The 13512-nt window shown below is 42.8% G+C and carries 9 protein-coding genes; 5 read left to right on the forward strand and 4 right to left on the reverse strand.

Translation table 11 applies throughout. The features are described from left to right. Positions 1–13 precede the first annotated feature (13 nt). From HMPREF9010_RS01185 to ccsA, 4 genes are read left to right on the forward strand one after another with little or no spacing between them, the layout of a single operon-like run. Entirely contained in the window at positions 14–1228 is a 1215-nt protein-coding gene (locus HMPREF9010_RS01185) for a porin (RefSeq protein WP_004303732.1), read from the forward strand. A 23-nt stretch (positions 1229–1251) separates the two neighbouring features. Beyond that, a complete protein-coding gene (locus HMPREF9010_RS01180) occupies positions 1252–1965 on the forward strand; it encodes a hypothetical protein (RefSeq protein ID WP_004300128.1) in 714 nt (237 codons plus the stop codon). Between the two features lie 21 nt (positions 1966–1986). Next, positions 1987–3141: a Rid family hydrolase gene (locus HMPREF9010_RS01175; RefSeq protein ID WP_004303734.1), complete on the forward strand. Its 1155-nt coding sequence runs from the start codon at positions 1987–1989 to the stop codon at positions 3139–3141. Between the two features lie 20 nt (positions 3142–3161). Further along, on the forward strand, positions 3162–5261 hold the full coding sequence (gene ccsA, locus HMPREF9010_RS01170; RefSeq protein ID WP_032852976.1) for a cytochrome c biogenesis protein CcsA: 2100 nt from the start codon (positions 3162–3164) through the stop codon (positions 5259–5261). Positions 5262–5579: 318 nt separating this feature from the next. On the opposite strand, the gene HMPREF9010_RS01165 is transcribed toward ccsA, so the two are convergent. The 4 genes from HMPREF9010_RS01165 to HMPREF9010_RS01150 all read right to left on the reverse strand — a co-directional run bounded on the left by HMPREF9010_RS01165 (position 5580) and on the right by HMPREF9010_RS01150 (position 12279). Further along, on the reverse strand, positions 5580–6188 hold the full coding sequence (locus tag HMPREF9010_RS01165) for a TetR/AcrR family transcriptional regulator (protein WP_004300131.1): 609 nt from the start codon (positions 6186–6188) through the stop codon (positions 5580–5582). Positions 6189–6205: 17 nt separating this feature from the next. Then, complete coding sequence (locus tag HMPREF9010_RS01160) at positions 6206–7942, reverse strand: ABC transporter ATP-binding protein (protein WP_004300132.1); 1737 nt, start codon at positions 7940–7942, stop codon at positions 6206–6208. Beyond that, entirely contained in the window at positions 7935–9707 is a 1773-nt protein-coding gene (locus HMPREF9010_RS01155; protein WP_004300133.1) for an ABC transporter ATP-binding protein, read from the reverse strand. The genes HMPREF9010_RS01160 and HMPREF9010_RS01155 overlap by 8 nt, the downstream gene beginning before the upstream one ends. A gap of 265 nt (positions 9708–9972) precedes the next feature. Next, positions 9973–12279, reverse strand: a complete 2307-nt coding sequence (locus tag HMPREF9010_RS01150) for a family 20 glycosylhydrolase (RefSeq protein WP_008651747.1) — start codon at positions 12277–12279, stop codon at positions 9973–9975. Positions 12280–12463: 184 nt separating this feature from the next. On the opposite strand from HMPREF9010_RS01150, the gene HMPREF9010_RS01145 reads away from it, so the two are divergent. Continuing rightward, complete coding sequence (locus tag HMPREF9010_RS01145) at positions 12464–13378, forward strand: cation diffusion facilitator family transporter (protein WP_008651748.1); 915 nt, start codon at positions 12464–12466, stop codon at positions 13376–13378. Positions 13379–13512: the final 134 nt, after the last annotated feature.

Here is a 13512-nt window from a genome sequence, read left to right on the forward strand (position 1 = left end):
ATATAAAGTAATTATGAAGAGATTTATAATCATTGCCATGCTGACTGCCATAATGCCTTTGGCCGCTATGGCACAACATGAAGAAGATACAGAAAATGGTGTAGTATCATTAGCTGGAAGAGAAGGATTCACTATCGAAACCAAGAAAGGAGATTTTGTATTCAAACCCTATCTGCTCGTACAGACCAGTGCAAACTTCAATTGGTACGACGATGAAGGACTGGATAAAGCATACAATCAAGATAACATAGCCAACTCCGGATTTTCAGTTCCTTACGCCGTACTCGGATTCACCGGAAAGGCTTTCGATAAAGTATCTTTCAACCTTTCCATAAATGCGGCAGCCAGTGGAGGCGCATTACTTCAACAAGCCTGGTTTGATGTTCAACTGAAAAAGCAGTTTGCCATCCGGGTCGGTAAATTCAAAACTCCGTTTTCACATGCCTACCTGACAACACTGGGAGAAACATTGTTACCTAGTTTGCCAGTATCACTGACTGCTCCCGTTATCCTCCCCTATTCTTTGAATGCGGTAACACCCAATATTGGCACCGGATTCGATTTAGGTGTAGAGATTCACGGTTTGGTAGCTGATAAATTCGGGTATGAAATCGGTTTATTCAACGGTACGGGTGCAGCGGTAAATACAGCAACAAAAACATTTAGTGATGACTGGCACATTCCGTCTTTACTGTACGCCGGACGTTTCACCTATATGCCTAAAGGAGTGATGCCCGCTACACAGGGAAATCCGAACAGGCTGAATGAAGACAAAATCATGTTTGGTATTTCTACCTCTATCAATGTAGAAAGTGAAAATGAAAGTACCAATGATTATCGTGCCGGATTGGAGTTTGCAATGCTAAAGAACAAACTTTACCTGGGTGCTGAAGTCTATTATATGAATGTTGGCTTCACAAAAAGACAAAAGATTTCCGAGTCATATAATTACCTGGGCGGCTATGTACAAGGTGGTTACTTCGTTGCCCCCCGTCTGCAAGCAGCTGCACGCTATGATTTCTTCAACCGTAACGGAATGGACACCAATGGTTTTCTAAATATGCCAGCCGTGGGTATGAACTATTTTTTCAAGAACTGTAATCTGAAGTTACAAGCGATGTACCAGTATATTGCCCGTAAAGGTCATGATACCCAACTTGATCGGGATAACGACGATTTAGGTTTGGCAGTACATTCGGCCAGTATTCTACTTCAGTATACATTCTAAATAGCACAAGAAAGGATTTGTTTATGAAAAAATATATTCTTTTCGGAGGTTATCTACTGTTATTGGCATATATCACATCATGCGATGACGGACGTATTTACGAAAAGACAGAGACCCTATCAGAAGAAGGACGCACGCTGAAGATGAGCGGTAAGATCAATGGTATCAGTAAATGGCCCGATGGTTATAGTGTTGTAGTGGCAGGCTTCAATGATGAGAGCGAGTATGCCGTTGTCACCAAAACAATTCCGGCGGTCGAAGATGATGAGATCCAGGTTACGATGACAGGAGTCAGTGATAAAGTAACCACTATTGAATTGTGCGTTATTAATAAATTGAGAAAACGAGTTATCAGTTTTCAGTCAATGGACGACCTTACAGCAGTTGACGACACCATCCTTATGGATGTGGGAACTGTAAATGTAGGTATGTACCATGGCATTCAAGAAAAAGTATTTAATACGACATGCGCACACTGTCATGGCGGAAGTAGTTCGGCAGCAGCCAACCTGTATCTGACAGAAGGCAAAAGTTACGAGGCACTGGTCAACCGCCCGTCGAAGAAAGTAGATGGCATGTTACTCGTCAAGCCGGGCAGTGCGCAAGAAAGCGTATTGCACACATTATTGAATACCACTATTAGTTCAACCTGGGGATACGATCACTCAAAAGAAATAGTATCATCTCCGATTTTGACCCTTATTGACGACTGGATCAATAACGGTGCGCAAGAATAAATAGTTATTTACCCAACTGATATGAACAACAAAAAACAACAGAATATTCAGTCTGAAAAGACGCTAACAGAGATTTTTAAATATAATGCAGGAGGAGAAGCTTCAGAGTATCATATTATCATTCATTCTACTAAACCGGAAGATACATACGAAGAACAGCTGAATGCAGTATTAAACACCTACGATTATTTACTTACCCAAGAATTGAAAGGAGCAGTTGCCATCCTCAAACGTTATTTCCTTAGTGACGCTGCCAATCAGGCAGATACACTACTGGCATTGACAACCGAAGGTTCGGACTGCGCACTTTCCATTGTGGAACAGCCCCCGCTGGACGGAACAAAAATAGCCTTATGGGTTTACCTGTTGACAGATGTACAGACACAAGTCTTACATAACGGGCTTTTTGAGGTGAAACACAGTGCCTATCGCCACTTCTGGGGCGGTAGTGCATTCAATCGTGCCGCCAATTCGGAATACCAGACCCGTCTATTATTGAACGACTATGTGATGCAACTCATGGAACAAGGTTGTAAACTGGCAGACAATTGTATCCGTACATGGTTTTTCGTGCAAAATGTAGATGTGAATTATGCCGGAGTAGTGAAAGCACGTAATGAAGTTTTCGTCACCCAAAACCTGACAGAAAAAACACATTATATTTCCAGCACAGGCATCGACGGCCGGCATGCCGACCCGAAAGTACTGGTACAAATGGATACTTACGCCGTAGCAGGACTGCAACCGGAACAGATTCATTTCCTCTATGCTCCTACCCATCTGAACCCAACTTATGAATATGGAGTAAGCTTTGAACGTGGCACGTATGTAGATTATGGAGACCGCCGACAGGTATTTATTTCAGGAACGGCAAGTATCAACAACAAAGGCGATGTGGTATATCCCGGCAACATCCGCAAACAGACAGAACGAATGTGGGAGAATGTGGAAACCCTGTTGAAAGAAGCGGACTGCACGTTTGAAGATTTGGGACAAATGATTGTATATCTGCGTGACATAGCCGACTATACAGTTGTTAAAGCAATGTATGACAAACGTTTCCCACATACTCCTAAAGTATTTGTTCATGCTCCGGTATGCCGTCCCGGATGGTTGATTGAGATGGAATGTATGGGAGTGAAAGAATGTAAGAACAAGGAATACGCTCCATTTTAATATCATAAAAGATTATACAGTTGAAAAGGTTACTTATTATCTTATATATCTGTCTGGTGGGACTACTCGCTGTGACTACTTTCGTAGAACAAGCGTATGGGACAGATTTTGTAGAAAGAAATATATATCATACATGTTGGTTTTGTTGTTTGTGGGGAACAATTGCCACCATTGCACTTGTTGCTCTCATCCGACGCGCTTTATGGCGACGGTTCCCCATATTGTTGTTTCATGGCTCCCTCCTCGTTATCTTGGTGGGGGCCATGATTACGTTTATCGGAAGCAAAAAAGGATACGTACACTTGCTTCCGGGGGCAACGATAGACAGTTTCCTGGAATCGGAAAGCGGCAGAAAAGCTGATCTGCCATTCACAATACAACTAGATAGTTTCTGTATAGCATACTATCCCGGAACAGAAGCACCGGCAGACTACATCAGCTATATCACCTACTCTCTTCCCGGACAGAAAAATGTTCTATTACACGAACAGATTTCAATGAATCGTATATTTACATCACAAGGTTTCCGTTTCTATCAGTCATCTTTCGATGATGACGGAAAAGGGAGCTGGCTGACTGTCAATTATGATCCATGGGGAACAGGAGTGACTTATGCAGGATATATCCTGCTCGGTCTCTCCATGATTTGGCTACTATTTTCCCGCAGTAGTGATTTCCGACGCCTGCTAAACCACCCGCTACTTAAAAAAGGAGGTGTATTTATACTGTTTATTTTCTGCCTTGCAGGTAACATGCAAGCACAAAAAAAACTCCTTCCTGCATTGAAACGAACACAAGCGGACAGTTTAGCACAGGAACAGGTTATTTATCACGACCGGGTAGTACCTTTCAACACATTAGCCCGTGATTTCATTCAGAAACTGACAGGAGAAGCTTCATATAAAGGATTGACACCTGAACAAGTGATAGGTGGCTGGTTACTTTATCCGGAAGTGTGGAGAAATGAGCCATTGATATACATCAAAAATACAGAATTACAGCATTTATTAAACTTACAAACACCTTATGCTCGATTAACTGATTTATTTGACGGTTCTGTTTACCGTCTCCGTGAACATTGGCAACGTGAACAAAGACAACAAAGCAAACTCGCCAAAGCAATCCAGGAAACAGATGAAAAAGTAGGCCTGATCCTGATGTTGGAAAAAGGAGCATTCATCCATCCATTACCCACTGATGGCAGCGTGCAACCTCTCTCCGAACTGGAAGTGAAAGCAGAATTACTCTACAACCGGATTCCGTTCAGCAAGATTCTTTTTATGATAAATCTGTCATTGGGAGTGTTGTCTTTCCTGCTTCTACTTCATAACAGCCTGCAAAGAAATACCCTCTCGCCCAAAGCCAAAACGATTTCCCGCACAGCAGGAACTTTCTTTTCTGTTGCACTCTATCTTGCTTTCATATTCCATTTAGCAGGGTATTGCCTGCGCTGGTACATCGGCGGTCGTATTCCACTTAGCAACGGTTACGAAACCATGCAGTTTATGGCTCTTTGTATTCTTTTGATAGCCTGTCTGCTCCATCGAAGATTCCCATTTATACTTCCATTCGGATTCCTCCTCTCCGGCTTTGCTTTGTTGGTTTCCTATCTGGGACAAATGAATCCCCAGATAACCCCATTAATGCCGGTGCTCGTCTCTCCATGGCTAAGTATTCATGTTTCATTGATTATGATGTCTTATGCCCTATTGGCATTCATCATGCTAAACGGAATACTGGCATTATGCCTCCGGAAAAAAGAATCGGAAAACAATGTCTCCGGAAACGACGCTATACAAGACAACCGGATAGAACAGTTGACGCTAGTCAGCCGCTTGCTACTCTACCCTGCCACCTTCTTTTTAGGAGCAGGCATCTTTCTGGGAGCAGTTTGGGCAAACGTTTCCTGGGGACGATACTGGGCGTGGGACCCGAAAGAAGTATGGGCACTGATTACTTTTCTGGTATATGGAGTAGCCTTCCATTCACAAAGTCTGCGCATTTTCCGCAAGCCTCTATTCTTCCATATCTATATGATTCTTGCTTTCCTGACCGTCTTAATGACCTATTTCGGGGTAAATTATGTTCTTGGAGGGATGCATAGTTATGCAAACGCCTGAACCACTATATATAGCTAGTAATTGATAGAAGAATACCCATTTTAGGGGATTGCGGGAAAAGCGGAAAGCCCCTATCTTTGCAGTATCAGAATTAAATTAATTAGTCATAATTATATTACGTAGCCACATTAAAAATACATAGAAATCGGCCGAAGTGATTCACCCGCATTTCTTTTATTTGGTTGTTAAGTTGAAAAAACCATATAATGTATTCATTTTGGAATATGAATAGATGACATATTCTAAAAGAGGCAAGGACGTCCGGCTTGTGAAAGCCGGACGTTTTTTTATATCAGTAAGAGAATAAAGTGAGAGAGCTCATGCATTCATGAGCTCTTTCCAACCAGCCGTTTCAAAAGCGATATACTCCGCTATAAACTTCTCCATCTCTTCTTTCTTCACAGGATGCAACACCAGCTCTTCGAGTAGGGCAAACAACCATACCGTATTCAGGTGAATAAAGAAGTTAGTTATTGCTATATTGATATGCGGATATTTCTGCTTCATTCCTTGAAAAAAAACAGAAATCGTACGCGTCATCAAATCTGTATATTCAGAACGGAAGTTCTCCAAAACAGAACCTTGTGCCTGAAAAAGCAGCAACCGCAAACGGTCACGATGTTCAGAGACCAATCTGATATATTCCCGTACAGACATTTTCTGATAATCCGAATCCATAAAGACGTCTATCGTCATCTGATCTGCATCGTGATTATAAATCATAGCATACAGATCATTCAATACCGGTTTCAGAATCGTACGGAATATCTCATCCTTATTGGTGAAATAATGATAGATATTACTCACCGTCACCCCTGCCCTCGAAGCTATTTCACGCATAGAGGCATCCTTGTATCCCTTTTCCAGAAACACTTCTTCGGCTGCCTTCAAGATTCCCTCTTGTATATCTCCTTTCAAAAATTGCATAGTATCGTTGCTATTTATCAATTCATATTTGTAACCTGTCTGTTCACCATCCGGGCAAATATACCATTTTTCTTTTTCAATTCCTCCGGTGTTCCCATTTCAGCAACACTTCCATTCTCCAATACTACAATTTTGTCGGCATTGGCAACGGTGCGCATACGGTGCGCAATAATCAGCACCGTTTTGTTACGTACCAATTCAGATATACCTGCCTGTATCTTGGTTTCATTCTCAACATCAAGCGAAGCCGTAGCCTCATCCAACAGAACAATCGGAGCATCCTTCAACAAAGCGCGGGCAATGGAAATACGCTGACGCTCACCGCCGGATAATGTTTCTCCATTCTCACCGATAATCGTCTGGTATCCCTGCGGCATTTTAGTGACAAACTCATCACATTGTGCCAAGCGGGCAACTCTCCGGACTTCCTCATCCGTAGCATCCCGTTTGCCAATACGGATATTATCCATAATGGAAGCATTGAAAAGAACTACATCCTGAAAGACAACGGAATAGTTTTTCAACAAAGTTTCAGGATCAATCCGACTGATATCCTGCCCGCCGAGGGTAATCTTTCCCGACTGGATATCCCAGAAACGTGCCGCCAACCTGGCCGCCGTACTCTTGCCACTACCTGAAGGACCAACCAAAGCCGTTTTTTCACCTTGCCGGGCAATAAAAGACAAGTTATTCAGAATTTGTTTTCCCTGCTCATAAGCAAAGTCTACCTGTCTGAATTCGATATCATAACCTTGAGGAGTGAATTCGGTAGTCCCGTTTTGTACCGGCAATGCTTCCATCTCATTCATTCTATTGATACGCACATCCAAATAGAACAAAGCGGCAATATTATTCATCACCTCACTGACCGGAGCATACACACGCGACCCGATAACCATAAATATAAGATAGGTAAACAAATCAACCGTACCCGAAGCCAAGAGATTGGCACCAACGATAATAACGCTTGCCAGTCCGAGTTTCAATACACTCTGGGAACCGTTTACCAACATGCCGAGCACCAGTTCATTACGAGTCAATACCTTTTCATAGGTATCAATGCTCGCATCCAGTTTTTCCAGATAGTCTCTCTCCTGATTGTAGGATTTTATCTCCTGAATGGTATCGAGTCCTTCCTGGATATGCTCGGTCACCATCCGCTTGTTCAGATAATTACTTTCATTGCTTTTCTGTATTTCCTTCTTCGAGAAAAGAAGGATTGCGGCAGCAAGCGGCACTACCCAGAACAAAGCAATCGTCAACTGCCAGTTATAAAATGCCATGCCGACGGTAATAAGCAGAATACTGATAATGGAAGCAAACAACTGGGGAACCGCATGCGAGAAAGTATGCTCGAGATCAGTGCAGTCATCCATAATCGTGGCGGTGAGGTCGGAAAGATTCTTTTCGCCAAAGAAAGCCAGAGGCAACTTGCGAAGTTTTTCCGCCAATGAGATACGCCGGTTTGCACTCTCATCATAAACGGTGGTATAGGTACTACGATATTGCAATACCGCAAATATATACATGACTATCATAAAGACAATACCGAGTATGCTATAATAGAGAATACCATGCGTCACCGAAGCCGAAGGCTGAAACACAGGACGAAGATATTCCTCAAGAAAAAGAAAAACAAATACCGCCGGCAACATCAATACAATATCGAGCAGTGTAGTGAAAAACACACCTTTACAGAAATCTTTCGCTCCTTTAGTTGAAAGGGCAAAACGTCTTTTTATTACTTCAATCATTAGAAACCTCCTTTCCTATTGTCCAGCGAACAGATTGCTGGTATTCATTCCACATATGATAATAGATGCCTTGTTTTCCAAGCAGGTTGGCATGTGTACCTTGTTCCGCAATCTTCCCCTTGTCAATGACGAGGATATTGTCGGCATCAGTGATGCTTGAAAGACGATGAGCAATCATCAATACGGTTTTTCCTTTTGTCAGTTCTTTCAAGGCTTGCTGGATGAGATGCTCATTTTCGGGGTCGGCAAAAGCAGTCGCCTCATCCAGTACAATGATGGGAGCATTTTTCAGGATTGCACGTGCCAGTACGATCCGTTGCTGTTCCCCGCCGGAGAGATATGTTCCCTCCGTACCAATCTTCGTATTCAGTCCGAGCGGAAGTTTATTGATAATTTCCCGGCATTGTGCCATATCTACTGCCCGTTCCACTTCCTCCATTGTCGCGTCGGGATTACCATATTTGATATTTTCGAGCAGAGAAGTCTTGAACAGCTTTGTATTCTGGAACACGAAAGAAATATATTTCATCAGTTCTTCGGGAGCGATTTCTCTTACATTGATGCCACCTATTAAAACTTTCCCTTCCGTTGCCTCCCAGAAACGGGGAACTAGACGGGCAATCGTTGTTTTCCCTCCGCCCGAAGCTCCGACAAGAGCTACTGTGTTTCCTTGCGGAATAGTGAAACTAACATCATCCACCGCCTTTTGATTAGCTCCCGGATAGCTGAAGGAAACTTTTTCGAACTGAATACTGAATTCCTTTACCGGTTGTGGATGCTCTACAACAGTCAGGTGCTCATAAGCAACCAGATTCTCAAGACGTCCGATAGCTTCACTCGCCTGCCCCAAAGCCTGATTGAGATACATACTCTTCATGATACTTTGGGAGAATACAGGAGTAATGAGAACAAACAGGAAGAAATTAAGTAATACCGATGCATAATTACCTGAATAACCAATCAGCAAAATAGCCAACGGAGCAAGGAAAAACACAAAACCATTGATTATTACGGTATAGAGCGACATCGGCTTCTCCCACATTCGTGTATAGCCGAATACCATTTTATTATAATTCATGATACAGCGGTGAAAGTTTTTGAAAGAGTAAATAGTCTGCTGGAAAACCTTCACTACGGGAATTCCTCTCACATACTCTACAGCTTCGGTATTCATTTCCTCCAGAGAGGTCATGTAGCTTTTCATAAACTGCCGTCCCTCCGCATTCATCATAAAACCCATAACCAGCATGGCAATAATTACAGGGACGATACATGCCAGACCGAGTATCCAATCGAACACAAAAATCAGTATGGCAGCTACCAACGGCACTAGAAAAGTAGCCGCAAGGTCGGGCAACTGATGTGCCAGAAAACTATGGGTAACCCCTGCATTGTCATCTATAATCTTGCGAATACGTCCGCTCGTATTAATGTCAAAGAAGCCGAGAGGCATACGCACTATCTGGCGCATGGCTTCTTTACGCAAATTCGATTCAACCCGAAAAGCTGCAAGATGCGAAGACATCAATGCGGCAAAATAAAGGACGATGCTCGCCACGGCCATGCCTGCTGCCCACCAGGCATACGTCACCACATTACCGGAAGAGGTTATCTCTCCGTGTTCAAGCAGTTCTCTCACAATCAGCCAAATAAGGATATAAGGCAACATGCCCGCCAGGGCACTTAGGGCAGACAGCAGCATTGCCGCAGGCAAAAGCACTTTCCGTTTACCCATGTAGTTCTGAAGTTTTTTCAATGTACTCATAACGTACGTTCAATCTATATTAAGTTCGACAATCATTTAACTTATCGCTTGTTTTCAAAAAAGAACAATATTCGAAATCGTTCAAAAAAAAGAGAGCTTATATTTCTATAAGCTCTCTTCATCCCATTCAATCCGGTGCATGTGCACCTTTGATATATGATTAATCTCGACTTGTCTCTCACTGATTCGCATAAGTTTTCAAATATTTTCTGCAAAGGTACAGCTCGCCGGCAAGACGGACAATACCTAAAAATAATGAAATTTGCTATTCATGTTTCAGCCATGCACTTGGCAATACTTCTTTTTCACCTTTTTCATTCACCAGTTCCATCTGCAATACGCCTCCGTTACAATCGAAGTAACGTACCTCTATCGGATGAAGCCCAGCTTTCAAAGCCTTCTGCACAATAATCTCTACCGGCGAATGTGCTCCATCATTATCTCCCAACAATTCACCGTCAAGCATTAATGTGCTACCGTCGTCCGAGAGAAGGGCAAATGTATAGATACCATCGGCAGGAACTTCCAGATAGCCGGTCAATACCAGACCGATATTTCCTTTCACCTCTTCGGGAATGGATACCGATTCCACCACATACTCCCCTTTGACAGGAGCTGCATCAATATCCGCACAAAGATTACCACGGAAATCGTGCCATACTGCTTTCAAGCCGGGCTGCAAAGCAGCCGGAGCAGTCACCGCCTCCGCATAAGGAGCCTTTACATACTTGGTACGCACCACATCCGAAGGAGAACCATCCGGACGAAAAGTGCGGAAAGCGAAATCCGTAGTCTTCCCAACTTCCAAAGCACCGTTATAAAGAGCTGATTCTTTGGTAGGCATACTGCCGTCTGTCGTATAACGTATTTCAGTACCGGGTAACGGGCAGGTCAATTCCACAGTTGTTTCATCAATAAATGCATTCACTTTATAGAATCCCTGCAAATCAGGCACCCTATAATTTACCCTCATCACATCCATCCGCTTAAATTGCGGAACAAGCTGACGATAAAATTCTTCGAGACCCGGTTTAGCTGTCGGCTCCGCCCAAGCTATTTCACTCAACGCTATCATACGGGGAACAATCAAATATTCAATGCGCTTCATTGTCGGAATCCATTCAGCCCAGAGATTCGCCTGCACACCCCAGATATATTTCTTCTGTTCCGGCGATAACCGCTCGTCTGCACACGGATCATACGCAAGTATTTTCTTTACTGAATTCTGATCCTGCGCATAATCGAAATAGAAATATTCATTCGGACAAGCAATCACTTTCTGCTTTTGTGCAGTTGCCGTAGGCAATGCATCTTTCGCCCAACTTCTCCACCAGGTAATGGCAGCATCGGAAGATAATCCGTCGGATACCACTTCATCCCAGCCTATGAGTTTCTTTCCGTTGGCAAGGAAGAATTTCTCCATGTCACGTACAAACCATGCCTGAAGTTCTTCTACCGAACCCAGTTTCTCCGTACGAATCCGTTTCTGACAAAGAGGACATTTCTTCCAGTTGGCTTTTTCCACTTCATCACCACCCATGTGCACATATTCATAAGGGAAAAGTTCAAAAACTTCTTTGAACACATTCTGACAGAACTCCAGCGTTGTATCTTTGCCCGGACAGATAGGAGAAGAGAAAGTTTCCCCCCACCCGATTAATCCGTCGCACGCCAATTCCGGATATTGACCGATAGCTGCCAGGAAATGTCCCGGCATATCGATCTCGGGAATGACATCGATACCTCTTTGCGTAGCATAGGCTACTATTTCTTTTATATCATCATGAGTGTAATAACCTCCATACAGCGTATCTCCTTCCACAATGCGTATCTTATCTTCCGGAATCAGGAAATCGGTATTATCTTCTTCTTTCGCACGTGCCATACAGGTACGATCCTGCGTATTGAATTTACGCCAGGCCCCTTTTTCTGTAAGCAACGGGTATTTCTCGATCTCTATACGCCAACCCTGATCGTCGGACAGATGCCAGTGGAACTTATTAAGTTTATACAAAGACATCAGATCTAATACATGCTTCACTTCTTTTTTATTCCAGAAATGGCGGGAAGCATCCAACATAAATCCACGCCATTCAAACCGTGGCGCATCTTCTATTTGCACGACAGGGATAGAATAATTCTGTTTCTCTCCCTGCACTTCTATCGTTGCAGGAAGCAACTGGCGAATAGTAGTAATAGCAGAAATAATACCCGAATAGTCAGTTGCCTCTACCCGAATATACTCCGGCGTAGACTCAAGTTTATAAGAGCCGGGCTTTCCAACAGTATCCTTCAACTGAAAATACATATCTACCTGACTCTTATCGGTAGTGACTTCAACAGAAGACGATATGACATTCCGAAGAATCTCCTGCAGATACCCGACAGCCGGAAACAAGGACTGATCGGAAACCCCAATCTTCATTCCATCTTTTAAAACAAACGAGCCAGACTGCTCGGTCAGACTAACGGGGGTAGGTAAGATTGCAATCTCTTGCTTGACGGTAGGCGTGCAAGAAGAAAAAATACAAGCTGACACAATGAGAAAAAAGCTACTTAGTTTTTTGAACATGCGGTTAACTATTTAATAAATTAATTGTCCTGTTTTTAATTGACCATCTATATATAATACAACTAAAACGTATAAACTACTAAAAAGGCAGAAAAAGTTTTTTGCGACTTCATATCACAGACTCCTATTAATGTTTATCTTTGCTCCCCAATCCCATTACAAACAATTATAAAGAGTCACTTCAATGTCAAGAGAGAAAATACTAATCACAACCTCGTGGATCAACACAATTGGCAATGCAATCTTGTCCGTATCCAAAATCATAATCGGTTTATTTGCCGGTAGTTTAGCCGTAGTCGGCGACGGTATCGACTCGGCAACCGACGTCGTTATCTCTATCGTTATGATTTTTACGGCACGCCTCATCAACCGCCCTCCTTCAAAGAAATATGTATTCGGATATGAGAAAGCGGAAGGGATCGCAACAAAGATTCTATCACTCGTGATATTTTATGCCGGTGTACAAATGTTGCTATCATCCACTAAAAACATCTTTTCAGATGAAGTGAAAGAGATACCATCGGCTATCGCCATCTATGTCACTATATTTTCTATTATCGGTAAACTCTTACTGGCTTCATACCAGTACAAACAGGGAAAGAAGATCAACAGTTCCATGCTCACGGCAAACGCTATCAATATGCGTAATGATGTTGTCATTTCAACCAGTGTTTTGTTAGGATTGATATTTACTTTTATCTTCAAATTGCCGATACTCGATTCGATAACAGGATTGATAATCAGTCTCTTTATCATCAAATCTTCCATCAGCATCTTCATTGATTCCAATGTGGAGCTAATGGACGGGGTGAAAGATGTCAATGTATATAATAAGATATTCGAGGCTGTAGAGAAAGTGCCCGGTGCCAGTAATCCGCATCGCGTCCGGTCACGAATGATAGGGAATCTCTATATGATTACCCTTGATATAGAAGTGAATCCACAAATCACGATCACGCAAGCCCATGAGATTGCCGATGCAGTGGAGAAGAGCATCATTAATTCGGTAGATAATGTATATGACATTCTGGTACATGTGGAACCTGCCGGTAAATGTCAGACAGGAGAAAAATTCGGGGTCGATAAAGATATGGTTTGATCCATCTCTACACAGAGTTTTTTTCACTTTCCTCTATCACCTATCACCGACACTTCCAAAAGCTCTTATTCATGGGGATTTCAGGGGTGGTGACAGGTTGTTTGCAACCTATCACCGCATCTATCACCTATCAC

The sequence above is a fragment of the Bacteroides sp. 3_1_23 genome (genome assembly GCF_000162555.1).
GTDB lineage: Bacteria > Bacteroidota > Bacteroidia > Bacteroidales > Bacteroidaceae > Bacteroides > Bacteroides ovatus.

Bases quoted from the DNA above. Each gene is read 5' to 3' on its own strand.
- HMPREF9010_RS01185 (WP_004303732.1), top strand. From the start codon at position 14: ATGAAGAGATTTATAATCATTGCCATGCTGACTGCCATAATGCCTTTG.
- HMPREF9010_RS01180 (WP_004300128.1), top strand. From the start codon at position 1,252: ATGAAAAAATATATTCTTTTCGGAGGTTATCTACTGTTATTGGCATAT.
- HMPREF9010_RS01175 (WP_004303734.1), top strand. From the start codon at position 1,987: ATGAACAACAAAAAACAACAGAATATTCAGTCTGAAAAGACGCTAACA.
- HMPREF9010_RS01165 (WP_004300131.1), bottom strand. From the start codon at position 6,188: ATGCAATTTTTGAAAGGAGATATACAAGAGGGAATCTTGAAGGCAGCC.
- HMPREF9010_RS01160 (WP_004300132.1), bottom strand. From the start codon at position 7,942: ATGATTGAAGTAATAAAAAGACGTTTTGCCCTTTCAACTAAAGGAGCG.
- HMPREF9010_RS01155 (WP_004300133.1), bottom strand. From the start codon at position 9,707: ATGAGTACATTGAAAAAACTTCAGAACTACATGGGTAAACGGAAAGTG.
- HMPREF9010_RS01150 (WP_008651747.1), bottom strand. From the start codon at position 12,279: ATGTTCAAAAAACTAAGTAGCTTTTTTCTCATTGTGTCAGCTTGTATT.
- HMPREF9010_RS01145 (WP_008651748.1), top strand. From the start codon at position 12,464: ATGTCAAGAGAGAAAATACTAATCACAACCTCGTGGATCAACACAATT.